General features: G+C 46.5%; 25 protein-coding genes. 8 read left to right on the top strand and 17 right to left on the bottom strand.

Annotated elements, in window-relative coordinates:
- Positions 1–315: 315 nt before the first annotated feature.
- Positions 316–1977, bottom strand: coding sequence for a DUF4153 domain-containing protein (locus V1L52_RS12535; RefSeq protein WP_428770128.1), 1662 nt, complete (start codon positions 1975–1977; stop codon positions 316–318).
- Positions 1978–2000: 23 nt separating this feature from the next.
- On the bottom strand, positions 2001–3368 hold the full coding sequence (locus V1L52_RS12530) for a GntP family permease (protein WP_428770127.1): 1368 nt from the start codon (positions 3366–3368) through the stop codon (positions 2001–2003).
- 243 nt (positions 3369–3611) lie between these two features.
- On the opposite strand from V1L52_RS12530, the gene V1L52_RS12525 reads away from it, so the two are divergent.
- Positions 3612–4286, top strand: a complete 675-nt coding sequence (locus V1L52_RS12525) for a Crp/Fnr family transcriptional regulator (RefSeq protein ID WP_428770126.1) — start codon at positions 3612–3614, stop codon at positions 4284–4286.
- Positions 4287–4347: 61 nt separating this feature from the next.
- Here the strand turns inward: V1L52_RS12525 and trxA are convergent, their stop codons facing one another.
- The 10 genes from trxA to rpsD form a co-directional block, all read right to left on the bottom strand.
- Positions 4348–4656 carry a thioredoxin gene (gene trxA / locus V1L52_RS12520; protein WP_428770125.1) on the bottom strand — a complete coding sequence of 103 codons (309 nt, stop codon included), beginning with the start codon at positions 4654–4656 and terminating at the stop codon, positions 4348–4350.
- 98 nt (positions 4657–4754) lie between these two features.
- Positions 4755–6116 (bottom strand): PFL family protein, encoded by a 1362-nt coding sequence (locus tag V1L52_RS12515; protein WP_428770124.1) that lies wholly within the window; start codon positions 6114–6116, stop codon positions 4755–4757.
- 44 nt (positions 6117–6160) lie between these two features.
- The gene (locus V1L52_RS12510; protein WP_428770123.1) at positions 6161–6856 is read right to left on the bottom strand and encodes a penicillin-binding protein activator LpoB; all 696 of its coding nucleotides are present in this window, start codon (positions 6854–6856) and stop codon (positions 6161–6163) included.
- A complete protein-coding gene (locus V1L52_RS12505; RefSeq protein ID WP_428770122.1) occupies positions 6853–8082 on the bottom strand; it encodes a M20 family metallo-hydrolase in 1230 nt (409 codons plus the stop codon). Before V1L52_RS12505 ends, V1L52_RS12510 begins: the two co-directional genes overlap by 4 nt.
- A 10-nt stretch (positions 8083–8092) precedes the next feature.
- Positions 8093–9070: a UDP-glucose 4-epimerase GalE gene (galE, locus tag V1L52_RS12500; RefSeq protein WP_428770121.1), complete on the bottom strand. Its 978-nt coding sequence runs from the start codon at positions 9068–9070 to the stop codon at positions 8093–8095.
- Positions 9071–9230: 160 nt separating this feature from the next.
- Positions 9231–10598, bottom strand: coding sequence for a GntP family permease (locus V1L52_RS12495; protein WP_428770120.1), 1368 nt, complete (start codon positions 10596–10598; stop codon positions 9231–9233).
- Positions 10599–10726: 128 nt separating this feature from the next.
- Positions 10727–11728, bottom strand: coding sequence for a 4-hydroxythreonine-4-phosphate dehydrogenase PdxA (pdxA, locus tag V1L52_RS12490; protein WP_428770119.1), 1002 nt, complete (start codon positions 11726–11728; stop codon positions 10727–10729).
- A 10-nt stretch (positions 11729–11738) separates the two neighbouring features.
- Positions 11739–13043 carry a four-carbon acid sugar kinase family protein gene (locus V1L52_RS12485; protein ID WP_428770118.1) on the bottom strand — a complete coding sequence of 435 codons (1305 nt, stop codon included), beginning with the start codon at positions 13041–13043 and terminating at the stop codon, positions 11739–11741.
- 17 nt (positions 13044–13060) lie between these two features.
- Positions 13061–13906 carry a DeoR/GlpR family DNA-binding transcription regulator gene (locus V1L52_RS12480; RefSeq protein WP_428770117.1) on the bottom strand — a complete coding sequence of 282 codons (846 nt, stop codon included), beginning with the start codon at positions 13904–13906 and terminating at the stop codon, positions 13061–13063.
- Positions 13907–13995: 89 nt separating this feature from the next.
- Positions 13996–14610, bottom strand: a complete 615-nt coding sequence (rpsD, locus tag V1L52_RS12475; RefSeq protein ID WP_428770116.1) for a 30S ribosomal protein S4 — start codon at positions 14608–14610, stop codon at positions 13996–13998.
- Between the two features lie 274 nt (positions 14611–14884).
- On the opposite strand from rpsD, the gene V1L52_RS12470 reads away from it, so the two are divergent.
- Genes V1L52_RS12470 through V1L52_RS12460 form a run of 3 tightly spaced genes read left to right on the top strand, consistent with a single transcriptional unit; the run spans position 14885 to position 17926 of the window.
- Positions 14885–16177, top strand: a complete 1293-nt coding sequence (locus tag V1L52_RS12470; protein ID WP_428770115.1) for an ABC transporter substrate-binding protein — start codon at positions 14885–14887, stop codon at positions 16175–16177.
- On the top strand, positions 16174–16890 hold the full coding sequence (locus V1L52_RS12465) for a GTP-binding protein (protein ID WP_428770114.1): 717 nt from the start codon (positions 16174–16176) through the stop codon (positions 16888–16890). Before V1L52_RS12470 ends, V1L52_RS12465 begins: the two co-directional genes overlap by 4 nt.
- The gene (locus tag V1L52_RS12460; RefSeq protein ID WP_428770113.1) at positions 16874–17926 is read left to right on the top strand and encodes an ATP-binding cassette domain-containing protein; all 1053 of its coding nucleotides are present in this window, start codon (positions 16874–16876) and stop codon (positions 17924–17926) included. Before V1L52_RS12465 ends, V1L52_RS12460 begins: the two co-directional genes overlap by 17 nt.
- An 81-nt stretch (positions 17927–18007) precedes the next feature.
- Here the strand turns inward: V1L52_RS12460 and V1L52_RS12455 are convergent, their stop codons facing one another.
- Positions 18008–18793 (bottom strand): hypothetical protein, encoded by a 786-nt coding sequence (locus V1L52_RS12455; protein ID WP_428770112.1) that lies wholly within the window; start codon positions 18791–18793, stop codon positions 18008–18010.
- 85 nt (positions 18794–18878) lie between these two features.
- On the opposite strand from V1L52_RS12455, the gene V1L52_RS12450 reads away from it, so the two are divergent.
- The 4 genes from V1L52_RS12450 to V1L52_RS12435 all read left to right on the top strand — a co-directional run bounded on the left by V1L52_RS12450 (position 18879) and on the right by V1L52_RS12435 (position 21716).
- Positions 18879–19310, top strand: coding sequence for a MarR family winged helix-turn-helix transcriptional regulator (locus tag V1L52_RS12450; protein ID WP_428770111.1), 432 nt, complete (start codon positions 18879–18881; stop codon positions 19308–19310).
- Positions 19311–19507: 197 nt separating this feature from the next.
- On the top strand, positions 19508–20194 hold the full coding sequence (locus V1L52_RS12445) for a 5'-methylthioadenosine/adenosylhomocysteine nucleosidase (RefSeq protein WP_428770110.1): 687 nt from the start codon (positions 19508–19510) through the stop codon (positions 20192–20194).
- A 13-nt stretch (positions 20195–20207) separates the two neighbouring features.
- Positions 20208–20822: a hypothetical protein gene (locus tag V1L52_RS12440; protein ID WP_428770109.1), complete on the top strand. Its 615-nt coding sequence runs from the start codon at positions 20208–20210 to the stop codon at positions 20820–20822.
- Between the two features lie 15 nt (positions 20823–20837).
- A complete protein-coding gene (locus V1L52_RS12435) occupies positions 20838–21716 on the top strand; it encodes a biotin--[acetyl-CoA-carboxylase] ligase (RefSeq protein ID WP_428770108.1) in 879 nt (292 codons plus the stop codon).
- Between the two features lie 8 nt (positions 21717–21724).
- On the opposite strand, the gene V1L52_RS12430 is transcribed toward V1L52_RS12435, so the two are convergent.
- From V1L52_RS12430 to V1L52_RS12415, 4 genes are all read right to left on the bottom strand, one after another.
- Positions 21725–22069 carry a hypothetical protein gene (locus V1L52_RS12430; RefSeq protein WP_428770107.1) on the bottom strand — a complete coding sequence of 115 codons (345 nt, stop codon included), beginning with the start codon at positions 22067–22069 and terminating at the stop codon, positions 21725–21727.
- Between the two features lie 31 nt (positions 22070–22100).
- Positions 22101–24200 (bottom strand): heavy metal translocating P-type ATPase, encoded by a 2100-nt coding sequence (locus V1L52_RS12425; protein WP_428770106.1) that lies wholly within the window; start codon positions 24198–24200, stop codon positions 22101–22103.
- A gap of 48 nt (positions 24201–24248) precedes the next feature.
- The gene (locus tag V1L52_RS12420; protein ID WP_428770105.1) at positions 24249–24548 is read right to left on the bottom strand and encodes an ArsR/SmtB family transcription factor; all 300 of its coding nucleotides are present in this window, start codon (positions 24546–24548) and stop codon (positions 24249–24251) included.
- A 90-nt stretch (positions 24549–24638) separates the two neighbouring features.
- Positions 24639–25109: a DNA-deoxyinosine glycosylase gene (locus V1L52_RS12415; RefSeq protein ID WP_428770104.1), complete on the bottom strand. Its 471-nt coding sequence runs from the start codon at positions 25107–25109 to the stop codon at positions 24639–24641.
- Positions 25110–25131: the final 22 nt, after the last annotated feature.

The raw sequence follows: 25131 nt of genomic DNA, 5'->3' as shown, positions 1-25131 counted from the left end.
AAACTGAAGTTAAAAAGGGAACAGGACGTTCCCTTTTTAAACATTATATCCCATTTCTTCTAAAAAAACAAAGTTTTGGGGAAAGTTTTTTAATGTGTTTTAAGGAAGGGAAGAAGCGCTAGGGGGCGAAGTGCCGCCGAAGGCGTACCGCCGTGCGCTTGGAGCTTGGGCTTTCGGCGGTATGGAGCGGCAGCGGAAGCACGCAGCACCCGGCGGGGTTTGCCCCGCAGCGCCCTTAAAAATCGGCATAATAAAATGACGTATGCACAATCCGGTATACAGCCGGGTGTCGGTAATGCGAGTTTGCGGGCGGTATCAGCGGAAAATATAGCCTGAATAGCGGTAGAATCTAAAGTTTTGCGTATCTTCGTCATATTGGCAGTTTGCTTCGAGGATGTAGAGGCGGGCGTCCCCTGCGGGAATGACAAAGGGTTCATCGTTGTTCGGCATATTGAGCATAAAATCGGTAAGGTTGTATTTTTTTTCGTCCAAAACGTGGATGACCTTTTCGCATTCAACGCCCGAATATTCGTAAAGCCGCTCTAAAGACGAATAGGAGGATATGTCGATTTTTGTGTTTCGGGCGATGTATTCAAAGGTTTTATAGCCGGAATCGGAAGGAGATGGGGTTTGAAACCCGAATTTTTCCTTAAAGTTTTTTTTGTGCGGCGCATATTCTTTTTGCATTTCGTGAGGAAGTGCGTAGTATGCACTTTTTATGGCTTCTTTTTTTTCGTCGGGAATTTTGTCTATGACGGCTGCCGCGGGTACTGCAAAAACGCCGTCCGTATAATAGCCATAGCTGTGAAGGAGTTTTTCGAGCCTTCGGTGCTGTTCAAGGTCGGGAATGCGTTTTATGTGAAGGGGCGTGAGGGTTGAAACAAGGCAGAGGGCTGCAATCAGGATAAAAAAAGTCGGGGTGTATTTTCCGTCTTTTATAAAGGTGAGGACGATAAAATACAAAACCGAAGCTATGTACAGCATGCCCGCCAAGCGCGCGCTTGTTAATCCGTAAGCTTGAAAGCGTATGGCGACTGCGATAATTTGCGCGATTATGCAGGGTATGAGGGCCGGGTTTGCGATTTTATAAAAAAGCGAAACCGCGCGGTTTTCGCGGCTTTGGAGCAAAAAATAAAAGGCTATGTAAAAAAAGCTTGCAAAGGATACAAAGGGGTTTATTTGGCCTGAAGGCATTTTTTGTTGTATGAGGATTTTCAGTAAATATGCATATAAAATGAGCATAAGAAGGGCATAGAGGGGAAAAAGCGCATACAAAACGATTGCCCGAAACGAGCGCGGAACGGTGATGTTTTTTTCGTCGAGCTGCAATAGGGATAAAAAAACGGTAACCGCAACGACGGATTGCGAAAAGGTAAAAGAGATTATAAAATATTCGTCAAGGTTTATGGAAAAAATCAAAGTGTTGAAAGCAAAGCCGCAAAGGATAAGGCCTGCAAAAACGGCGAAGGCGGTAACTTCGGCAAAAAAGAAGGATGCAAAAATATGGGGAAAAATTACCTTTTTGTTCGATTCGCTTATGCACAAAAAAATGCAGAGGGCAAAGAGGGCGAATGAAAGCCCCCAAAAGGCGTAAAAGGTGTTTGGCGCGGGCGTATCGTTGAAGTTTTTCGTGAGGAAAAAAAAGGGAATCCACAAAAGAGCGGCGGCCGAAGCTGAAAAATCCGATATTTTTTTAGGCAGAGAAAAACGCAGGGCGGCAAGGTTTACCGCGCTTGTTGCAAAAAAACACAGGGCGGAGGCTAACAGCGCTTGGAGGGGTATTGTTGAAGAACGGTATACAAGGGTGCCGTCGTCCGCAATATAGTTTTGTCTGAGAACAAAAACCGCTGTGTTTATAAAAATCAAAAAACCGAAAGAAACGGGATGAGGAAATCGTTTTACGCCGGACAGGATGTTTTTGAATCGGCGGGTAAGGGAAGCGGCAAAATCGGCAGGAGTTTTTTGTTGTGCGCTCATAGATTTTTATCACCTCTCAAATTTCATATAAAAATATCAAGGATAAGCAATTCGATAAACGAAACCGCCCATGCGATGGTTGTTGTGACGGACCATACTTTGATTTGCTCTTTTGTGTCGCTGATGCCGCTTAAACGGTTTACCACCCAAAAAAAACTGTCGTTAAAGTACGAAAAAAACAAAGAGCCGCAGCATGCCGCAAGGCCTGCAAGAATCATATTGCCGCCGGCGGCTGCTACAATGGGGGCGGTAATGCCGGCCGCGGTGAGCATCGCGACCGTTCCGGAACCCTGTATAAAACGGATCAGGGTTGCAATAATAAAAGGCAGAAGTATTATAGGAAGTGATGTTGCGGCGATTCCCGATGCAATATAATTACCGACACCCGCCGATTTTATAATTTGACCGAGAGATCCTCCGGCACCGGTTACCAAAATAATGCTGCCTGCGGATTTAATGCTGTCTTCCATTTCTGCCAAAACATCTCTGCGCGGTTTTTTTATCACAAGCGTGTAAGATGCGAGGATGAGGGCAATGGTTATGGCGATAATCGGCCTTCCCAAAAGGATAAAAAAGGCGGCAACTCCTTCCGTTTGTTCAAGGGAAGTTAAAACCCTGTTTAATATAATTAACACAATCGGAGTAATAAGCGGTGCAAAAGACAAAAAAGCGGGGGGAAGGGCCCTTTCCGCCGCATCCGATAAAACGGTAGGAGAAACGGTTTCAGGCAAGGGACGGATCCATCTGCCCGTTTCCCCCGGAATCTGATAGATTTTTTTTCCGAGTTTTTTAGCGTAGATCATACAGATAATTGTCGGTAAAACGGCAATTCCGAAACCTGTCAGCATAAATTGACCGATATCTACACCGAAGGTCCCCGCAACACCCAGGGGGCCGGGAGTAGGCGGTACCAGAGTGTGAGTAATGACCAAGCCGGAAGCAAGGGCTATACTCAGTCCGACAATTGATTTTTTTGTTTGACGCGAAATCGCTTTTGTCAGCGGAGAAAGAATAATAAAGCTTGATTCGCAAAAAATCGGGATGGATACGATAAATCCGGTCAAGGCAAGAACTTCTTCTTCTCTGTTTTTGCCGAACAGCTTTAAAAACGTATAGGCCATACGCTGTGCCGCTCCGGACATTTCAAAGAGCCGTCCGAGCATAATTCCCAAGCCTATGATGATACCGATGCTGCTCAGCGTTCCTCCGAAACCGTTTGTGATGGCCGTTCCGACATCGGTGGGGTTCATACCCTCGGCCAAACCTATCATACATGCGGATGCGATAAGCGCGACGAATACGTGAAGCCGTGTTTTTAACATAATGAAAAGCAGGGTAGCCAAACCTATGGCCAAAGCGATAAGCATTTGTACGCCGGACGAATCTGTCACGGGAGGACTCCTTGAAAAATATTCACCTGCAAACCCGTCGGAAAGACCGATTTTTAGAGCTGTGGTTACAACAGTCCTGCATTATAATATGTTTTTTATATCTTGAGAAGCATTGAAAAACGATATTGTGCACAAAAGTCCCTGTTTTCTCAAAGGGTATATCCGTATCCGAATCGGGGCGAACGGAGCGATTCTTTATAAAAAATCCTTGCGAAAAGCGTTTTTTAACGCTATAATACCGATATGGTTCCCGAATTTGAAAAATATTTTCCGTCTTGGGAAAATCTCGAAGCTAAACACCGCCAGGAATTAAAAAAAGCCGCCGTTTTTACTCAAGTACCGAAGGGGAAGATTGTTCATAACGGAAAAGCCGACTGCATAGGTGTGTTACTTGTTTTTGAAGGTCAGCTTCGCGCTTATATGACTTCAAATGAGGGTAAGGAAGTTTCTTTGTTCCGCCTGTTTAAACGCGATATGTGTCTTTTATCCGCATCCTGTATGCTGGCGGACATTCAATTTGAAGTTACCGTCGAAGCCGAAAAGGATACAACCGTTTGGCTTATTCCGGCGGAAACCTATCGGCATATTATGAAAGAATCCGCTGTTTTAGCCAATTATACAAACAGCCTTATGGCATCCCATTTTTCCGACGTTATGTGGCTTATGGAACAGATTATTTTTAAAAGCATGGATGAGCGCTTGGCCGGATTTTTACTCGATGAAAGCGCATTGGAAAATACCGACAATTTACAAATCACGCATGAGCAAATTGCCCGTCATTTGGGAACCGCCCGCGAAGTAATTACGCGCCTTTTACAATACCTTCAAAATGAAGGCGCCGTCGAATTAAAACGCGGGAGTATCAGAATTGCAAACACAGATGTGCTTGAAAAGCGGTTTAAAAAGGCCGGAGCGTGAAAAGCGCCTTAAGGCGGGCCCGCTTTCAATTTTGTACTCGGTCCCGTTTAAATGTGCCGTCTTATTTAAGCAAGTCTAAAAGACCGGCTTTATCGCGCGCACCCACGGCCTGCTGTGCGATTTTCCCGTCTTTAAAAACAATCAGGGTGGGAATGCTCATAACGCCGTACTGTGCAGCCAATTCGCTTTGCTCGTCAACGTTTACTTTGCCGACTTTTGCATGACTTATTTCTCCTGCGATTTCGTCTACAATGGGAGAAACCATACGGCAGGGACCGCACCATGAGGCCCAAAAATCCACCAACACGGGCTTATCGGACTGTAAAACTTCTTTTTCAAAATTATCTTTGGTTAATGTAATTGCTGACATAATTATCCTCCTGGACATATAAATCGGTATCTTTATAAGATATCTTTATTATATAATATATCACGGCCGATAAAAAGCGACTGTGAGAAAGTTACCGTTTAATTTCTAAAGCTGTGTATCGGTGCGGGGATACGGCCGCCGCGGTTTATAAAGCCGGCACAGGAAAAGGTATTGACCGCCATAACGGGGGCTTCTCCCAAAAGGCCGCCGAACTCTACCCGGTCGCCGACCTTTTTACCGGGAACGGGAATAATGCGCACGGCCGTTGTTTTATTGTTTACCATTCCGATTGCCATTTCATCGGCGATAATGCCGCTTAAAGTCGAAGCGCTTGTATCGCCGGGAACGGCAATCATATCCAAACCGACCGAGCATACGCAGGTCATAGCTTCAAGTTTTTCCAAGCTCATCGCTCCGTTTTTTACGGCGGCTATCATGCCCTCGTCTTCGGAAACGGGTATAAAGGCGCCCGAAAGGCCGCCCACGTTTGTGCTTGCCATAACGCCGCCTTTTTTTACCATATCGGTAAGCATTGCAAGCGCCGCGGTGGTGCCGGGAGCACCTGCGGCTTCCAAGCCCATATGCTCCAAAATGCGGGCAACCGAATCTCCTACGGCGGGAGTCGGGGCAAGGGAGAGGTCCAGAATGCCGAATTGTACGCCGAGCCGTTTTGCCGCTTCCGTACCCACAAGCTGCCCCATACGGGTTATTTTAAAGGCGGTTTTTTTTATGCCGTCGGCCAATTCGTCCAGCGGCTTGCCTTCGTATTCTTTACAAGCCGCATCGACGGCACCGGGACCCGAAACGCCTACGGACAAAACCGCTTCTCCTTCTCCCGGCCCGTGGAAGGCGCCGGCCATAAAGGGGTTGTCTTCGGGGGCGTTGCAAAAAACCACAAGTTTTGCGCAGCCCAAACCGCTTTTATCGGCGCTGAGAGAGGCGGTTTTGAGGATAATTTCGCCCATTTCTTTTACGGCGTCCATATTGATGCCGCTTTTGGTGGTTCCCAAATTGACGGAAGAGCAAACCCTGTCGGTAGTAGCGAGGGCTTCGGGAATCGAGCGCAGTAAATTGCGGTCGCCTTTGGTAAAGCCCTTGTGTACCAGCGCCGAAAAGCCGCCTATAAAGTCGATATTCAACTCTTTTGCCGCTTTGTCGAGGGTTTTTGCCCATTCGGTATAGTCTTCTTCGTCGGAAGTTTCGGTTACAAGGGCAATCGGGGTTACGGCAATGCGCTTATTGATAATCGGAACGCCGAATTCGGTTTCTATATCTTCGCCTACACGCGCCAAACGGCCGCAGTATTTCATCAGTTTGTCATAAATGCGCCGCCGGCTTTCTTTTCCCGATGTGCTGCAGCAATCGCGCAGCGATACTCCCATGGTAATGGCGCGCACATCAAGCTTATAGCGCCGGAACATATTAACGGTTTCCTGAATCTCCGCTGTAGAAAATAACATAAAACTTCCTGTTACAATTAAAACTTCAATTAAAACGGCGCTTTTTAAAAACGCACTTTGGGCTTTGAGATAAGCTTTTTAATTTCCGAGTTTTCGCCTATCCACAGTTTACGGTTGCTTTCTATGTCAATCAATTCGGCCGTAACGTAATAGGTGCGCGTCGATTTTTTGGTATTCATGTCCACAATGGTTTTTACCGCGCCGATGAGCATAAAGTCGGCTCCCGTTTCGTTTGCAAGGCGTTTTGCCGTTTCTTCACTCGACCAGTCCTGCTGTTCTTTGCGTTCCTGCCGTAATTCACCGCGCTCGTCGGCGGATGCTACAAAGTCAACCTTACCGCTGTTTACAAGAGCCGCTTCGAATTTTTTAACCAAAATCGAGGTATCGATGTGCTCGTCGCTTTGATTTTTAAAGGTGCCGACGATAACAACCGGAAACTTTCCCTTCGTTCTCGTATAATTGTTTATTGCGGGTGCGTTTGTACATTCTTTTATCAGCGTGTCGGCTACGAGGCGCACATCCGTGTCGTTCCAATAACCGCTTAAATCGGTTACGGTGTCGGCATCGATACGTTCGACCTTGGGGGTTTCGCAGCCGGTGAAGACTGCAAGAAAACCGAGCAGCAAAAAAGCGGCGGCGAGGGCGGTAAAACGGCTGCATGCGGTAATTCCCGCACATGAGGCCGATATGCGGCAAGAGCGCTTTACATAAAACGGTACGTGAGCATGATTTTTTTTCATAAATCCTTACCTCCGAAAATTGCGGCGAGAACCTTTGCGTCCTGCACGAGATTTTTGATTTTGCAGTATTCGTTCGGCTGGTGGGCGGTTTCGTCCAAGGTGCTCCATACGGCAGCGTTATAACCTTTTATGCGTAAATAGCCGCCGACCGTGCCGCCGCCGATTCCGATGGGGCGGGCTTTTTTGCCGGTAACCTTTTTAATTGCCGCCGCCAATTCCGTAACCACGGGAGCGTCGACGGGCGTTGCAGGCGATTCGACCGCCTGCTCTTCGCTGTATTTGATTTTTACGCCGTATTTTTCTTCAATTTCGGCAATAGCTTTACGGGCTTCAGCGCGTACTTCGGCAAGGGTATAGCAGGGAAGTATTCGGCAGTCCATGTAAAACACGTCTTCGCCGGGGATTGTGTTGACGTTGGGTACATTCGCTTCTTTTTTTGTCGGCTGAAAGGTTGAATACGGCGGCTCGAACAATTTGTCGCGTTTTTTAAAGACTTTTTCCAAAGCGTTCAGTTTGAGCGCAAGGGCGCAGCCCGCCAAATACGCGTTGTTTCCGAGGTTCGGCATGGAGCCGTGCGCCTGTTTTCCGCGGACAACGAGCTTCATCCATAAAAGGTTTTTTTCGGCAACTTCGATTGTTTCGCCTTTTGAGTCGCCTCCGTCGGGAATGATGATAATATCCTGTTTGCGGAACAATTTATGCTTTTTTAAAAGATATTGAATGCCGTAAGCCGAACCGACTTCTTCATCGGCGGCGAACAAAAGCTTTACCGTGTTTTCGGGAACAATGCCGTTTTTTATAAAGGCAAGGGCCGCAAACACACCGCTGCACAAGCCCTGTTGATTATCTTCCACACCGCGGCCGAATATTTTGCCGCCTTTTTCGTATACCTTCCACGGGTCGCTCGACCACAGCGAAAGCTCTCCGACCGGCACAACATCCAAGTGGGCTATAACCCAAACGGTACGCTTATCGTTTTTCCCCTTAATCGTCGCAACCAAATTGGGGCGGTATCCGCAGGAAACACGGCCGTCCGGAGCGTCGAAGCGCTCAAGCTGTGTAATACCCCGAGCGGTAAGCCATTCTTCGAGTGCTTTGCATTTTTCGACTTCTCCCTGACCGCCGCTTTCGGGGGCAAGGGCCGGATGCGAAGTTAAAAGCGTTTCCAATTCGATAATATTTTCGGCTTGGCGGTCGAGCCAGACTGATATTGTTTTAAAACTCATTTATTGCTCCTTATTCTTTTACGTGTTTTTTATAAACCGCCCATGTAGAAGCGATAAGGCTGTCGATATCCGAATATTCGGCCTTCCAGCCGAGCTTTTCGCGCGCATAAGCCGACGTTGCATAAAGGCAGGCGGGGTCTCCTGCACGGCGGCCGGTGTGAACGGCGGGAACGGGCTTGCCCGTAATGCGCCGGGCGGCTTCAAGCATTTCCGAAACGGAAACGCCGTTTTCGCTTCCCAAGTTGACGGTTAAGCTTTCGTTGTTTTTTACGATGTATTCAAGGGCCTTTACGTGGGCAATCGCCAAATCTTTTACATGTACGTAATCGCGGATGCAGGTACCGTCGCGCGTATCGTAGTCGGTACCGAAAATCTGCAATTCTTTGCGCATACCGCAGGCGGTTTCCATAATAACGGGCAAAAGGTTTGCGGGGTTTTGCTCAAGTCCCGTAATAACGCCGTCCGGATCATAGCCTGCCGCATTAAAATAACGCAGGGCGGCGAATTTTAAGCCTTTGAGTTTATCGTACCAGTCCATATAGCGCTCTATATCGAGTTTGGTAAAGCCGTAATAATTTTCGGGATTTGTCGGGTGTTTTTCATCGATGGGTAAATATTCCGGAGAACCGAAAACGGCTGCGGAAGAAGAAAAAACCATATACTTACAGTTATGTGCAAGGGCGGCATTTAAAATATTGATAGTACCCGTAATATTGTTTACCGAATATTTTTCGGGCTTTATCATCGATTCGCCTGCCGCCTTAAAAGCCGCCAAATGAATAAAGGCGTCAAAACCCCGTGCAAAGGCCGCATCGAGGGATTCGGGGTGTAAAATATCGCCCGCAATAAAGGCGTTTTCCGGAAAAAGGTTTTGAAGCAAGCCCGACGACAGATTGTCGAACACCGTGATTTTATGGCCCGATGCCATAAGTTCTTTTACAACGTGGCTTCCGATATAACCGGCGCCGCCGATAACCAATACATTCATACTGACTCCGTTTCCGGCCCGCTTCGGCTTTTATTTTAACTCTGCGTGAAAACCGGACATTTTAAGTATATCCGAAAGGGTAAAAAACTGCAATGTACGGAGAAAACAAGGGTCTTAAAAAAATACTTTTTTTAAGACCCTTGCATGATACGGAATTTTTTTACATAAAAATATCAAGTATAAGCAATTCAATAAATGAAACCGCCCAGGCAATTGTAGTAGTTACCGACCATACTCTGATTTGCTCTTTTGTATCGGTGATACCGCTTAAACGGTTAACCACCCAGTAAAAACTGTCGTTAAAATAAGAAAAAAACAAAGAACCGCTGCATGCCGCAAGCCCTGCAAGAATCATGTTGCCGCCTGCCGCCGCTACGATGGGGGCCGTAATTCCCGCGGCCGTAAGCATCGCAACGGTTCCGGAGCCCTGTACAAAGCGCACCAAGGTTGCGATGATAAAGGGCAAAAGGATTATCGGTAAAGATGTTGCGGCTATTCCCGATGCGATATAATTACCGACACCCGCCGATTTTATGATTTGACCGAGAGAACCGCCGGCTCCGGTTACTAAAATAATAATACCTGCGGATTTAATACTTTCTTCCATTTCCGTAATAAGGTCTTTGCGCGTTTTATGTACCGGAAGGGTATAGGCGGCAAGAATTAAGCCTATGGTTACGGCAATAACGGGTTTCCCTAAAAAGATAAGGACTGCGGCGGCCGTTCCCGTTTGTTTGAGAGCGCTTAATACCGTATTCAATAAGATCAAAATAATCGGGGTAATAAGCGGTGCAAAGGATAAAAATGCCGACGGCAGTTTTTTTCCGGCATCGTCCGATAAAACCGCCGCTTGGGATTGCTCTTTCGGGGGACGAATCCATGTGCCGCTTTCACCGGGAAGCTGATGGATTTTATTGCCGAGCTTTTTACCGTAAAGCATACAGGCGATTGTCGGCAAAACGGCAACGGCAAGTGCCATAAGCAGGAATCTTCCTACATCAACGCCGAAGGTGCCCGCTACTCCCAGAGGGCCGGGGGTGGGAGGCACAAAGGAGTGTGTGATAACCAAGCCGGCAGCCAGGGCAATACTTAATCCGACAATTGATTTTTTTGTTTGCCGCGAAAGTGCCTTTGCCAACGGTGAAAGGATAACAAAACCCGAATCGCAAAAGATCGGAATCGATACGATAAAACCGGTGAGCGCAAGTGCCTGTTCTTCTCTGTTTTTACCGAAGAGTTTTAGAAATGTTCGTGCCATGCGTTCGGCGGCTCCCGATATTTCAAAGAGTCGTCCCATCATAACACCTATACCGATAATGATACCGATGTTTCCCAAGGTTCCGCCGAAGCCGCTCGTTATAGCTGTTACGACATCGTTGGGTTTCATGCCGCCGGCTAAACCGATAATACAAGCCGACACAATGAGGGCGACAAAAACATGAAGTCTGGATTTGAGTATCAATAAAATCAATACTATCAAACCGATACCCAATGCGATAAGCATTTGTGCTCCTGAAATGCCTTCCATAAAAATCCTCCTTATAATTGAACGGCCGATCATTTAAGCCGCTGCGGTTGTTTTATTGCGGCAGCGAAAAGATTTACCGCAATAATGTTCCGGTTAATACAATAAAACCTCCTTCTTTATGCATTGTTTTATTTTTTTGCAAAGCCCGAGGCATAGACGGCTCCCAGCCGTATTGCTTCAATCATGCTGACGGCGCTTGCCTTTCCCGTCCCGGCTATATCGAGAGCGGTTCCGTGGTCTACCGAGGTGCGTAAAATCGGCATGCCTCCCGTTACGGATACGGTGCGTTCAAAATCGAGGGTTTTAGCCGCGATGTGTCCCTGGTCATGGTACAGCGAAAGCACGCTGTTGAATTTTCCCTGTAAGGCCAAGTGAAATACCGAATCGGCTCCGATAGGGCCGCATACCTTATAGCCTTCGGCAATCAATTCGTTGACGGCGGGTTCCACCTCCCTTACTTCTTCGTCTCCGAAAAGTCCGTGTTCTCCGCTGTGCGGATTTAAGCCTGCAACCGCCATCGTTCCTTCGGTAACTCCGAGACTGTTCAACATTGCGTAACAGCGTTTAACATAATCTTTGATACGCTCCTTTGTTACCATATCGCAGGCGCATCGAAGCGATACATGGCGCGTTAAAAAGAAAATCCGCAAGCCGCGTACTTCAAACATTGTAAGCGGGTCTTCCGTCCCCGTAAGTTCTCCGAAAATTTCGGTATGTCCGATAAAGTTCACTCCGCCTGCCTTTAATGCTTCTTTGTTAATCGGAGTTGTTGCAACGGCGGCCGCTTTTTTTTGTACGGCAAGCTCAATGCTTTTTTCAATATATTCAAAGGCGGCTTTTCCGCACATAGCGCTTATTTTGCCGAAGGCGAATTGCCGCATATCGATATTGTCTATGGGAAGTAAATTCAGTATTCCCTGTTCATAGCGGCCGTCTTCGGGACTTTGTACTTTGTGAATGTGTAAGGGGACTCCCGTAATACGGATGGCCTGTTCCATAACAGTCGTGTCTCCGATTGCAAGACAGCGTGCCGCTCTTTGTGTTTCGGCGTCGCTAAAGGCTTTTGCAACGATTTCGGGGCCTATGCCCGCGGGATCTCCTATCGGAACGGCTATAATCGGTTTTGTCATACATTTCTCCTTATAACAGTAAATGTTCCTGCATATATTGAATACATTTTTTCATAGCATCTTTGTCGCCGGCCATACCCCCCTTTGTGATAATTTTAAGGCCTCCGTATATTCCGCCGATAAGTTCTCCGTAGGCGGCGAGGGGAAGGACTTCTCCGATAAGTTTAATGCCGGCGGCTTTAACTTTTTTACATACGGCAACCGTAATATCGCCGCCGCTCGTATAAAGACCGGCAAACTGCGGGGCCTGCTCCAAAATACGGAATAGAATCTCGGCGAAAGACTCGTTTATCAGGATGCACAGTTCATCTTTAGACAGGCGGTTTTTTTCTTCATATTCGGAAAAGTCCAGTTTGTTTTCGGGCTGCAAACCGTCGCCGTATATGCAGCATATTTGATAGTCCGTATAGCCGGCAAGAAAATCTTTTACAACCCGATTGATTTCTTCGCGGCGGCTTGTATCGCTTTCGATAAAATGCCGTGTGCGTACGCATATTTTAAATACGGTATGCGATAAAAACAATTCTTCTATTTGAAGCCGTGCTACCGGATTAACGCTTCCCACAAGGGCAAGCAGTTTTATGTTTTTTTTATCTTCTTTAGGGATGATTTTTTTGCGTACAACCGCCGCGGTAAAAGGGCCGGGGTCCACACAGATAAAGGGAATGCCGCTTTCAATAACGGCGTCGGCAATAAAATCCGTATCTTCATTTCCGATACAATCGAAGGTAATGATACGCGTTCCGCTTCGGACGGCATCGTGTATATAATTGATAACGTGTTTTTTGCCTTTCATAAGGTCATTGATTGTACATATACGAATGTTATATTTTGATTGTAGAGAAAATAAGTCGTATACCGACGAACTTGATACCGGTGTTTTAGGGTCGATTGCAGCCTCCGTTTTATGAAGGGGAACTCCGTTGACAAGCATATAACCGCCGCACACGATTCTGCCCGACTGCGGGAATGCGGGAACCGCAATTGCCGTAAAGCCGTCACCCAATGCATCCAGCAGGGCATCGGTTTCGCTTCCGAGATTTCCGCGTAAGGTACTGTCTATACGTTTTGCATATATGAGTGTATCTTTTGAACCCAGCATTTTTGCGGCAAGAAAAACCCGTTCATAGGCGACTTCGCTGTCTATAGCTCTGCTGTCGGTCGGACATATAATGCAGTCGCACTTTTTTTCAATTTCGCGTTCAAAGTGTTCCGCGTCTATGACGGTAAAAGAGGGATAGTTGATTTTTTGAAGCAGTACTCCGGTTGCATTTGCACCGGTTAAATCGTCCGCAATAATAAGGCACCGTGCCATATGCCTCTCCCTTTTTTTTACTCTGTATTTGCGTCAATGATTGTAACGCTTTTTTTCGTTAGATTTTCTTTTTCTTCCCTTGAGAATTTTTTTGTTGTAATAAGGCCCGTATAATCGGACAATGAATTAATACGGGTCATTGCCTGTTTGTAAAATTTGCTTGAATCGGCAACCAGATAAGAGGCGCGGCTGTTTTTTACAATAAGCCGCTTTAACTCCGCCTTTTCCGTTGTCGGAGTAAGAATATCGAAATTTTCGTCTATACAGGCGGTACCGATAAAGCATTGCTCGAATCTCATTTCGGCAATCATCCAATTTGCAAAAAAACCGAGCATACTGCCCGTCTTTTTTTGTACTTCCCCGCCGCATACGATGAGCTTGACTTGACTGTCTTTTAATAAATGTGCGATTTCCAAGTCGGCGGTTATAACCGTCAGGTCTTTACGCCCCGTAAGCAGGAATGCTATGTGCCAAGTACTGGTTCCGGCATCCAAAAAGACGCTTGCTTTTTCGGGGATAAGGTTTACGGCCGTTTGCGCTATTTTTATTTTTTCATCCGCATTGCTTGTTTTTTTTTCGCGGTACGGAGTTTCTCTTTTGAGCAAGGCTCCGCCGTGACAGCGCTCTATTAATCCTTCCTTTGCAAGCTTTGTCAAATCCCGTCTGATTGTCATGGGGCTTACACCGGCTTCTTTTGCAAGCGTTTCAACATGGGCGGCTCCGCCGTTTTTTATTTTTTCGAGAATATAGGTACTCCGTTCCTGTGTAAGCATGTTCGATAGTGTTCCTTTTTGTTTGATTATGTTTATTTTAAGACAGGTTTTTAAATTTGTCAAGTTTTTTAATGAGCGGATATTATACACTTTATACAGTATAGTGAAAAAAGCAAAAAAAAAGGACTGTCCTTAAAGCTTTTGCTTTTCGGACAATCCCGTTTGAAAAAAAGATGCGCTTAGCGCGAGTAGTATTCAACCACGCTCTGGATGTGTCCGACGGGCTGAATATCGCCTGCTAAGGGCAGGGCATTTACCGTTGCCGAAAGGGCTTCGGTATCGACGGTGAGCCAGGAGCCTTTTGCACCCTGATTAACCGTCAAGTTATGCCGGATAAGGTTTTGAATACCTTTTTTTTCTTTTGTCGTGATAACGTCGTTTACACTTACGCACATTGAGGGAATGTTCACGGGTTTACCGTTTATAAAAAAGTACGCATGTGAAACCATTTGTCTTGCTTGTGCACGGCTGACGGCGAAACCCATTCTGTAAATCGTGTTATCCAAGCGCTGTTCCATTAAAGAAATCATGTTGTCGCTTGTAACGCCGTGCAGTCTGTTTGCTTTTTTAAACAAATTTCTAAACTGACGTTCCGAAATACCGTAAGCAAAGCGGAATTTCTGCTTTTCTTTTAATTGCTCTCCATAAACAGACGTTTTGCCCCGTTTTTTAAGGCCGCGTTCTTTTCCGGGACCGTTCGGCTTGCGGCTTAACAATTTATCGTACTTGGGGTTTCCGTAAATGTTCAAACCGAGCCTTCTGACTGTTTTTCCTTTAGGCTGTCTAATCGCCATGTTTCACCTCATAAAAAGATAGGCTTTAATTATACGGTAATGCGCTTTTTTTGTCAAGGCAGAGAAGAGGGTGAAGTTATCGGGCTTGAAAAAGGGGCTTATCAAAAATCGCTTGAAACGGCATCGTCAATGAAAGCTTTGAATCACCCGCTTGCTTTTAGCCTTCTTTTTTTGTATATTCTTAGGCGCTATAAGTTAGTAAAGTATAACAGGGAAAAGCCGCGGGCAGCGCCGCCGGCGGCTTGCCCTAAAGCAGTTTAAAATCGGAGATTGTATGAATCAAAAAATAAACCTTGACGATACGGTGTTTGCACTGACCGAACAATACCCGCAAATCGTTTCGTATTTGGTACAAAAAGGGTTTGCGCCCCTTTCAAACCCCGTTATGAGAAAGCTGATGGGAAGCAAGATAAGCTTAAAAAAAGCTTTGTTGTCGAAAAACCTCGATGTCGAATCCTGCGAAGCCGAACTGAACGCCTTAATCGAAACCGAATCTCTTACCGAGCGAGCCGACTCTTCTTTAAAAAAACTGAAAAACGACCCGTTTTCCCATCTTACAGACGGAAAACAATGCATTAAAATACAGGGAATTTTACCCTGTCCGGTGCGCATTCCCCTTTTGGAAGCCTTTGAAGAACTCTACGCTTCTTATACCGAAACTCATGCCGATGAGATGAAAAAGGCGGGTTATACCTTCAGCTACGATTTACGCTCGGCAAATTTGGGTATCGACTGGCTTGCGGACGCCTTTAAAGACGAACAGACCGTACCCGACCTTATGCTTTCCACGGGCTTCGACTTTTTTTTCGATAAAGCGCGTATGGCCCCGTATACGAAAAAAGATATGTTTTACTGTCCCGTTTTGCACATGAACGCCGATTTTTGCAGCGACTCGATCGATTTACGCGACAAGGATAATGTCTATGCGGTAATCGGGGTTGTTCCGGCCCTTATGGTTGTGAACAAAGCTGCTCTAAACGGACGGCCGATGCCCAAGCGCTGGGCCGACTTGTTTACGGATGAATTCGAAAACGCCCTTGCCCTCCCTTTTAAAGACTTGGATTTATTCAACGCCCTTCTTTTGAACGTGTACAAATTGTTCGGCGATGAAGGCATTCAAAAACTTGCGAAAGCTTGCGGTTCTTTTTTACATCCTGCACAGATGGTAAAAGAAAACTATACTTATAAAGAAGGAGATCCTGCAGTCCATATTGCCCCCTACTTTTTTTCGACGATGATTCGCGATGATTCTCAGCTGGAGGTTGTGTGGCCCGAAGACGGTGCGGTGCTTGCTCCGATTTTTATGCTCGCCAAAAAAGAAACCTGTGAAAAAACACGGGTATTTTCCGATTTTTTTCTTTCAAAGGAAGTCGGTACCCTTTTATCGCAAAACGGCTTTTTCCCCTCAACAAATCCCGATGTGGACAATAAGCTTGACAAGGACAAAAAGTTTTTGTGGATAGGCTGGGATTTTCTTAAACAAAACGATATAGGAGAACTTCTTGAAAAATTGAATGCCGACTTTGAAAAAGCCCTTGGCGCAAAGTCCGAAAGGTTTGCAGTATGAATGCGGTCATAGTATCGGGGCCGCCCTCTTCGGGAAAAACGAGCGTTATTTTAAAAACAATTGAAGCACTTAAAGACCGGGGAATCCGCGCAGGAGTTGTCAAATTCGACTGCCTTTATACGGACGACGACCTTTTATACGAAAAAGCGGGTATTCCCGTACAAAAAGGAATTTCGGGCGCCCTATGCCCCGACCATTTTTTTGTGTCGAATATTGAAGAAACGGTACAGTGGGGTATACAACAAAACCTCGATATGCTGATTACCGAATCGGCGGGTCTGTGTAACCGCTGTTCTCCTTACATAAAAGAGGTGCCGGGAATCTGCGTTATAGATAACCTTTCGGGTATAAATACGCCGAAAAAAATCGGTCCGCTTTTAAAAGCCGCCGACATTGTGGTTATTACAAAGGGAGATATCGTATCGCAAGCCGAGCGCGAAGTATTCGCCGCAAAGGTACATGCGGTAAATCCTAAAGCCCTTATTATGCATGTAAACGGCTTAAACGGGCAGGGAGCCTTTGAATTGAGCCGCCTTTTAGAAGGAGGCAAAAATATTACGAGCGTGGAAGGAATGGAATTACGTTTTCCCATGCCGGCGGCATTGTGTTCTTATTGTTTGGGCGAAACGCGTATAGGAGAGCGTTTTCAAAAAGGCAATATACGCAAAATGAAAATTACTGAAAAGGAAACGGACAATGCCGCCTTATACTGACAATACATACACTTTAAATAATTTGCACGCAGTTCCTCTTACCGGACAAAGCATAGCCGAACTTTTAAAAACCTATCCCTTTATAGAAGACTTTTTTACGGAAAACCGCTTGCACGATTTGGGCGTATTCGATAAAAAAGGCCTAACCTTTGCCGCTTTTTTGAATTCGATTCCCCCGCAGGCTGCCGAAGACGCCGCCCTCGATAAGGCCGAAATGTACAATTCCTTTTTCGACTTTATTGTTCAAATGAAGGAATTTTTGGACTTGGACGATTCGAGCGCGGTACACAGCATACGTATTTTGCCCGGAACCGATAAGTCCGGCGCTCCGGAAGCTTTTTCGGAAATAACGCTCTACCGTTCCGAAATTATCGCCATTGTCGGGCCTACCGGTTCGGGAAAATCGCGCCTGCTTGCCGATATAGAATGGGCGGCGCGCGGCGACACTCCGACAAAGCGCAGCGTTTTGGTAAACGATAAAACACCGGACAGGGCTTTGCGGTTTTCGGCGAACAATTCTCTGGTTGCCCAATTGTCGCAAAACATGAATTTCGTTATGGATTTGTCGGCCGAAGAGTTTATTCGGCTGCATGCCGAAAGCCGCCTTGTCGAAGATAAGGATGAGGCCGTGCGCGCCGTCCTTGAAGCGGCAAACCGTCTGGCGGGGGAAAGCTTTTATATGCATACGCCCGTTACGGCTTTAAGCGGCGGTCAATCGCGCTCCCTTATGATTGCCGACACGGCGATTTTAAGTTCATCTCCCATTGTGCTTATAGACGAAATAGAAAACGCGGGGATAGACCGCAAAAAGGCGCTGGAACTACTTGTGTCAAAAGAAAAAATCGTTTTGATGGCAACCCACGACCCCGCCCTTGCCCTTTATGCGGACCGGCGCATTGTCATTAAAAACGGGGGGATTGCCGCGGTACTCGAAACTTCCGCCGAAGAAAAAGCCCTGCTTGCCGAACTTGAACGTATGGACGAAAAGATTTTCAAATTGAGAACCGCCCTGCGAAACGGAGAGCGGGTGGGGTAAGGCTGTAAAAAGGCGGCCGATTTTTTCCCGGCCCCTCTTTCCGAAGCAAATCGTTCCCGGCGAAAAATCACTGCGAGCAAATCATTTCCACGGAAATATAAAACTTTTAAAGTCTCGCGGGCCCAAGGTTTCGCGGTCTTCGGCAAGCAATTCATCCCAGGGAATACTGCGGCGCGCCTGTTTTGCAGGAAGCTCGGAATGTTCTTCAAGCCAATCGTATTTATACATTCGTAAGCGCAGGGCATTATTGTAGCCTAAAATTACTCCGGTAATACCGGGCGCCATAAAGCCCAAAAAAGCGGAAAGCACAAAAACAATGCATGAGTAGATAAACATAAAAACGGAAAATCCCGTATTATCGAAAAATAAAATAAAACTTTTTTTTACATTTTTGATAACGCTGCCGCCGAAATAAGATTGAAGCGGCATAAACCATTGCAAAGAAAGGACTGCAACGACGAGCACCCAAAACAAAACCGAGCCCAGTATGAGGCCGGCCATGTTTTTCATACCGAAATAAAACGGGATAGCCCCGGCTGCCATAAATATCAATAAAAGCACTGTAATACCGAAGAAAAGACCGGTCTTCCATACTGAGGGAATGACGGCAAAGCTTTCTTTTATCGAAACGGATTTAAAATCCGCCAAGCGTAAAGCGGAATCGCTGAAGGCGAAAAGAAGAACGTTTATCAGACAGATAAAAACCGCTAAAACCGCAAAAGCTGCGATTGAAGATATATCGATAAGAGCGGATACGGTAAAAAAAGCAGCGCTGAGCAAGGCTATAATAATCAAATTAAACAGGGCCAAAAATAAAAGATTATCCCAGCCGTCGCAAAAATTCTTTTTAATAAAAAACCAAATCATAGCCGGAATTGTATGCAATAATGCGGGCCTAGTCAATGCGTATAAAGCGCTGGTCAATAAGGGCTGAGGGTGGTATACTGTATGTATGGAAGAAGATTTAAATAATATATCCTCGCTTGTGTCAAAAATAAGTTCGAATATTTCTTCATATTTAAATCGCAGTCTTGCCGAACGGGGCTTTGCGGGAATCGCTTCTTCGCACGGCTATATCGTATATTTACTTGCGAAAAACGGAAAAATGAAAATGGGAGACCTTGCCCGCTGCATTCATAAAGACAAGTCGACGGCCACGGCCCTGATAAAAAAGCTTGAACGGGAAGGCTATATCCGAAGGGAGCGCAGTGAAACGGACAATCGTATAACCTTTGTATCTTTGACCGAAAAGGGGAGTGCCTACACTCAGGCCGCCTCGGAAATATCCCGTACTCTCATCGACACCTGTTATAAGGGTTTTTCCGAAGAAGAAAAGCAAACTCTTTTCAGCCTTTTGTGCAAAGTGGAAGAGAACTTCAGTTAAAGCGCTCTTGTTCAAAAAGGTGATTTGCTTTAAAATGAAAAAAGGGCCGCTAAAGGAGGAGGAAAAGCGACCCTTTTTATGATTGTTGCTGCTGATGTTAATATACGGTAAATGCAAAAAAATGTCAATACATTTTCTGCGTTTTTTTACGTTTTTTTGTATTATTTTGCAAAGCAGTTGAAAAAGGCGGTTGTACAATGAAAATAGGTGTTATAGGCGCTATGAGCGTCGAAGTTGAGTGTTTAAAAGAAAAGCTTGTAGATATTCATAGCTGCGAAAAAAGCGGTCTTACTTTTTACGAGGGCACGATTAACAATGTTCCTGCGGTTGTTGTTCAATGCGGCGTAGGGAAGGTCAATGCGGCCATGTGTACCGCCTTGCTTATAAACTGTTTTTCGGTTACGCATGTTATCAATACGGGGGTTGCCGGAGGCTTGGCCGAAGGTATGCACGTTTTCGATACCGTTGTTTCTACGGATGCCGTTCACCACGATGCAGATGCGACGGGATTCGGATATAAGCCCTGCGAAATTCCGGGAATGGGAACGGTCGGCTTTAACGCCGATCCCTTTCTTATCGGCATCACAAAAAAGGCATGGGAAAAATGCGGATTTTCATTTTCCCTGATTGAAGGACGGGTTGCATCCGGCGATGTGTTTGTCAATTCGGCCGAGCGCAAAGCGCGTATAAAAGAATTGTGCAATCCGGCCTGTGTTGAAATGGAGGGGGCCGCAGTTGCTCAGGTATGTACCTTGAATAAAACACCCTTTGTGATTATCCGTTCGATTTCGGACCTGGCCGAAAACACGGATGAAGTTTATGAAGAAAAAAAAGCCGCACTCATAAGCTCCGGCTTGGTTGCACAGATGTTCGGCTTGTTGTAAAATGCGGGTGAAAATGAAAAAGCTTGCCCTTGCCGTTATTCCCGACCGGTACACCGACTTATTTACCGAAACGGTCGGAAAAACCGTATGCGGTAAACAAATACTGTTTTCAGGCAGGGGAACGGCAAGTTCGGCCCTGCTGCGGCATTTGGGAATAGGTTCGACACGAAAAACGGTTATCGGTTTTTTATCCTGTGAAGAAGCGATTGAAGCCGTCTGCCGCATGTGCGAACGGGAGGCCCGGCAGCATAAGGATTGCGGCGGTATTTTATGTACCGTTTCGGCGGAGAATACTATGGCAAAAAAATCGGCACATACGCTTATGTGCATTATCGTCAATTCCGGATACGGAGAGACGGTTATGGAAGCGGCGCGTAAGGCGGGAGCTCCCGGCGGAACAATCATCGATGCGCGCGGTACCGGTACCGAGCAGGATATGGATTTTTTCGGTATACGTATCAGTCCCGAAAAAGAAGTAATATTGATTGCAAGCGAAACTTCCGCCGCCTCGGATATAAGCGATGCCGTAAAAAAGCTCCCCTGTTTTGACGCTCCCGGTTCCGGAATGATTTGTACCCTGCCCGCCGATTCTTTTTTCCATTTGGGAACGGCCCCCGTGCAGGAATAAGAGCGGGAGTTTTAAGTGATTTTTTCCCCGTTACCGGCTGCCGAATCGTCGGTCCGCCGCATAGAGTCTTTTTTATCGCCTCGGGCCCTGTCCGTCTGCGGCGGAAAAATCGAAGTATTTAAAACGATAGATTCGACCAATACCGAAGCCAAGCGCCGATTTGAGTTTGTTCATTGTGATTTTGCCGCTTTGCACGGAAGCGTTTTAGTCGCCGAACATCAAAGTGCGGGGCGCGGCAGACTCGGTAAAAGTTTTTTTTCTCCCGCACAAAGCGGTATCTACTTAAGCCTCATTTATATTCCCCCGTGTCCGCGTAACTGCGCTTCCGATAAAACGGCAGGAGTTTTTGACGGCGGTCTTCAGGCGCCTCCCTCCTCCCTTTTTACACCCCTTGCCGCCGTTTGCGTATGCCGTGCTTTGGATGAGCTCGGTATAGAAGCGTCGATAAAGTGGGTAAACGACGTTTTTGTAGGCGGTAAAAAAGTATGCGGCATTTTAACCGAGGGCCTTATGGGGACACATAAAGCGGAGCTTTCGGCGGTTGTTGCGGGTGTAGGGATAAATCTGTATGAGGCGGACTCGGGCTTTCCGGAAGAATTGCGCGGTACCGCCGGAAGTTTGCCGGATGGAAGCTCTATCGATAAAGATGCTCTTACCGCCTCGCTTCTTTCCCATATGATTGACGCGTTTTCCGGCACAATCGATTACCGCCTTCTTATGGAAGAATATAAGGAGCGCTCCTTTATTTTAGGAAAAACGGTTACCGTTATTTCTCCCCTCGAAACTTATGAAGCCGAAGCCGTAGACATAAGCGGCGAGGGGCATTTGATTGTCCGCGATGCGTCCGGCGGGCTGCGGGAACTTATTTCCGGAGAAATCAGTCTTCGCCTATAAGGGCTGAATTACGGATTAACGGTCCATGGTGCGTTATCGTAATAAAATATACGTGTCGCATATATTTTTCCGGATGTTTTACCGATTGCGGAAACGGGTCTGTCTTTTATAATCCGTACGGTTCTATCGGTACCGGCGCGAATTATGGAGAAGAAAACTAAGCCGGTTACAACATCGAGGTCTTCTCCTGTTCTGTTGTATACACGGACATTTACAAATTCAGCCTGATCCCGCCAATCGCACTGTGTGAAAACAACAACGGTAAGAAACAAAGCAGCACAAAGAAAAAGCATTTTACCGAAAGCGCGTTTTTTTATGTTTTGCCCAGCAAAACAGTTTTTCTTGTCTGTCATAAGTTTTATTATCGCGCACTTTCGCCTTTTGTCAAGACCGTATCTTTAAAGCGCGCATTGAATTCAATACCGCAAGAAGGGCAACTCCCGTATCGGCAAAGACCGCCGTCCACATATTTGCAATACCGAAGGCGCCGAGAACCATAACGGCTATTTTTATACCTAAGGCAAAGACTATGTTTTGACGGATAATTCCGATGCTGCGCCGAGCGATGCGCATACTTAAAGGCAGCTTTGCAGGATCGTCGTCCATAAGTACCACATCGGCGGCTTCTATTGCCGCATCGCTTCCCATTGCACCCATAGCGATTCCTATGTCGGCAAGGGCAAGAACGGGTGCATCGTTTATGCCGTCTCCGACAAAGGCGAGAGCACCTTGTTCGGTTGTGCCGTTTGAGACGGTGCCGGGGGCCGCCGTCCCGCTTGTTTGCGGTGCAAGCAGCTTTTCGACTATTTCAACCTTACCGGCAGGCAATAAATCGGCATATACTTCGTCTACATTCAGTTGGGAAGCGATGTAGTCGCCTGCGGTCTTTGAGTCGCCGGTAAGCATAACGGTTTTTTCGACGCCCGCTTTTTTTAACTGCCGTACGGCTTCTGCGGCATTCGGCTTGGGTTCATCCGTAATGACAATGTGGCCGGCATAGAAGCCGTCAACCGCCGTGTGAACGATTGTACCGAATTTGCTGCAATTACGCCATTTTACGTTTATTTCGTCCATAAAACGGCTGTTTCCGGCGTAAATCTTTTTCCCGTCCACAACGGCGCTTATGCCTCTGCCTGCAATTTCGTTTACATTCGTTACCCGTTTTTCAAATTCCCCGCTTTCGACGTTTTTTCCGGTACGCTTGCGGTATTCGGCCTTTATCGAAAGGGAAATCGGATGGTTTGAATAACGCTCGGCAACGGCCGTTAATTCAAGCAATTGTTCTTCGTTGATTGTATCGGCGTGGACGGCGGTTACCGTAAAAACGCCGCGCGTAAGAGTGCCGGTTTTATCGAAAACGGCGGTTTTAATCTGTGCCAAAGCTTCAAGATAGTTACCGCCCTTGATTAAAATACCGTGCTTGGACGCACAGCCGATACCGGCAAAAAAGCCGAGCGGAACCGATATAACAAGGGCGCAGGGACAGGATATAACCAAAAAGATAAGGGCGCGCCGAACCCACATCGCCCAATCGCCTGCAAAAAGAAGCGGAGGCAGGACTGCAAGCAAAAGAGCGCTGAATACGACAATGGGCGTATAGATGCGGGCAAAGCGGGTAATAAAGGTTTCGGTTTTTGCCTTTTTTTCGGCCGCGTGTTCAACCATCTCAAGGATTTTGGAAACGGTCGATTCCCCGAATTCCTTTGTAACCCTGATTTTTAAAAGACCTCGCAAATTGACGCTGCCGCTCAATACCGCATCGGCGGTGTACACGTCGCGGGGAAGAGATTCGCCGGTTAAAGCGGCCGTATTCAAACTGCTTTCTCCTTCAATGATGATGCCGTCCAGCGGGATTTTTTCGCCGGGTTTTACGACGATAATATCTCCGGCTTTTAAAGCGGCGGGGTCGATTTGTATAAGCTCTCCGTCTTTTTCAATGTTTGCATAGTCGGGCCGTATATCCATGAGGGCGGTAATCGATTTTTTTGAGCGGCTGACGGCATAACTCTGCAAAGCTTCTCCGACTTGGTAAAAAAGCATAACAGCCGCCGCTTCAATATATTCGCCCAATATCATTGCGCCGATTGTCGCAACGGACATTAAAAAATTTTCATCAAAAAAATCGCCGCGCACAATATTTTTTAAAGCAATCCATAAAATATCATATCCTATGATAAGATAGGGAATTGCATAGACTAAGGCTGCGGCAAGTCTGAAATCGCGGATAAAGGCAAGCGGCCCGAAGTATTCAAGTACGCGGATTGCGGCAAAACTTACAAGGGTTAAAACAATGCGTATAATCATGTGAGAACTGTCACTGTGCGGATGTGAGCATCCGCATCCGCAGCCCTGTGCTTCTTCATGGCATTCATGTACATGGCAATGCTCATGCTTATGACATTCATGCTCATGACAGTGTTCATGGCTGTGCTCGTCCATATGTCCGCAGTGATATTCGTGATGGTTTTTATGCAGCTCTTTCATCGGTTCCTCCTAAAAAATACCGTCAAAAACCGGGCGGCATTTCCGTTTCTATTCGCAAATATGTTCCATACCCTGATCGATAATCGTAACAACGTGATGATCGTTCAAAGAATAAAAAAGAGATTTTCCCTCGCGTCTGTTGCGTACCAGTTTGCTTTGGCGCAAAATTTTTAACTGATGGGAAACCGCCGACTGGGTCATATTGAGGCTTTGAGCCAAATCGTTTACACACAGTTCCCGATTGCGCAGTGTGTACAAAATTTTAATCCGTGTTGTGTCGCCGAATATTCTGAACAAATCCGCCAAGTCGTAGAGTTTTTCGTCGTCAAACATATTTTTCGTGTTCATATCCGCCCTTTAACGTATGATTGATTATTCATATGTTAATATGATTATATGATTATATATTTAATTTTGTCAAGAGGTTTGAACACTTTTTTATCGGAGTACCGAATAGGCTTCTATGAGTTTTTCAAGCGGCCAATGCGCGCGGTTTGCGGAACTGGTGGAAGGAAGATATAGTGCTTCAATTCCCGTGAGGGCAAGACAGTGTTTGTTATACAAAAGATGAGCCGCTTTTCCCGTTACATAAATGCGCCGTATACCGGCTTCAATAAGCGGCGTAAAATCGTTCGCCCTCTCTTCGCGGATGGAAGAGTCGGCGGCTCCGGTAATCAAACAGGATTCCAGTACATCCCAAAGGGCAATCCCGTGCTTGAGTACAAAAGAGCGTTTTTCTTCGTTTGTGGCGGGAAGCCGTTCGCCGAAAACCGCCGCCAAAACCGGCCAAAACCGGTTTTGAGGATGTCCGTAGTAAAAGCCGTTTTCACGTGAACGGGGAGAAGGGAAACTTCCCAAAACAAGCAAACGTGAGTGTTTGTCAAAAACGGGGGCAAAAGGATGTTTCATACAAAAGAGGCTTAAACGCCTT

This window comes from Treponema sp. HNW (genome assembly GCF_050320395.1).
Lineage (GTDB): Bacteria > Spirochaetota > Spirochaetia > Treponematales > Treponemataceae > Treponema_C.
The sequence above is the reverse complement of the archived record's forward strand: the minus strand, read 5'-3'. Positions and strand labels throughout refer to the sequence as shown.

Coding starts and splice junctions, on each gene's coding strand:
- V1L52_RS12535 (WP_428770128.1), bottom strand. CDS start 1,977: ATGAGCGCACAACAAAAAACTCCTGCCGATTTTGCCGCTTCCCTTACC.
- V1L52_RS12525 (WP_428770126.1), top strand. CDS start 3,612: ATGGTTCCCGAATTTGAAAAATATTTTCCGTCTTGGGAAAATCTCGAA.
- trxA (WP_428770125.1), bottom strand. CDS start 4,656: ATGTCAGCAATTACATTAACCAAAGATAATTTTGAAAAAGAAGTTTTA.
- V1L52_RS12515 (WP_428770124.1), bottom strand. CDS start 6,116: ATGTTATTTTCTACAGCGGAGATTCAGGAAACCGTTAATATGTTCCGG.
- V1L52_RS12510 (WP_428770123.1), bottom strand. CDS start 6,856: ATGAAAAAAAATCATGCTCACGTACCGTTTTATGTAAAGCGCTCTTGC.
- V1L52_RS12505 (WP_428770122.1), bottom strand. CDS start 8,082: ATGAGTTTTAAAACAATATCAGTCTGGCTCGACCGCCAAGCCGAAAAT.
- galE (WP_428770121.1), bottom strand. CDS start 9,070: ATGAATGTATTGGTTATCGGCGGCGCCGGTTATATCGGAAGCCACGTT.
- V1L52_RS12495 (WP_428770120.1), bottom strand. CDS start 10,598: ATGGAAGGCATTTCAGGAGCACAAATGCTTATCGCATTGGGTATCGGT.
- pdxA (WP_428770119.1), bottom strand. CDS start 11,728: ATGACAAAACCGATTATAGCCGTTCCGATAGGAGATCCCGCGGGCATA.
- V1L52_RS12485 (WP_428770118.1), bottom strand. CDS start 13,043: ATGGCACGGTGCCTTATTATTGCGGACGATTTAACCGGTGCAAATGCA.
- rpsD (WP_428770116.1), bottom strand. CDS start 14,610: ATGGCGATTAGACAGCCTAAAGGAAAAACAGTCAGAAGGCTCGGTTTG.
- V1L52_RS12470 (WP_428770115.1), top strand. CDS start 14,885: ATGAATCAAAAAATAAACCTTGACGATACGGTGTTTGCACTGACCGAA.
- V1L52_RS12465 (WP_428770114.1), top strand. CDS start 16,174: ATGAATGCGGTCATAGTATCGGGGCCGCCCTCTTCGGGAAAAACGAGC.
- V1L52_RS12460 (WP_428770113.1), top strand. CDS start 16,874: ATGCCGCCTTATACTGACAATACATACACTTTAAATAATTTGCACGCA.
- V1L52_RS12455 (WP_428770112.1), bottom strand. CDS start 18,793: ATGATTTGGTTTTTTATTAAAAAGAATTTTTGCGACGGCTGGGATAAT.
- V1L52_RS12450 (WP_428770111.1), top strand. CDS start 18,879: ATGGAAGAAGATTTAAATAATATATCCTCGCTTGTGTCAAAAATAAGT.
- V1L52_RS12445 (WP_428770110.1), top strand. CDS start 19,508: ATGAAAATAGGTGTTATAGGCGCTATGAGCGTCGAAGTTGAGTGTTTA.
- V1L52_RS12440 (WP_428770109.1), top strand. CDS start 20,208: ATGAAAAAGCTTGCCCTTGCCGTTATTCCCGACCGGTACACCGACTTA.
- V1L52_RS12430 (WP_428770107.1), bottom strand. CDS start 22,069: ATGACAGACAAGAAAAACTGTTTTGCTGGGCAAAACATAAAAAAACGC.
- V1L52_RS12425 (WP_428770106.1), bottom strand. CDS start 24,200: ATGAAAGAGCTGCATAAAAACCATCACGAATATCACTGCGGACATATG.
- V1L52_RS12420 (WP_428770105.1), bottom strand. CDS start 24,548: ATGAACACGAAAAATATGTTTGACGACGAAAAACTCTACGACTTGGCG.
- V1L52_RS12415 (WP_428770104.1), bottom strand. CDS start 25,109: ATGAAACATCCTTTTGCCCCCGTTTTTGACAAACACTCACGTTTGCTT.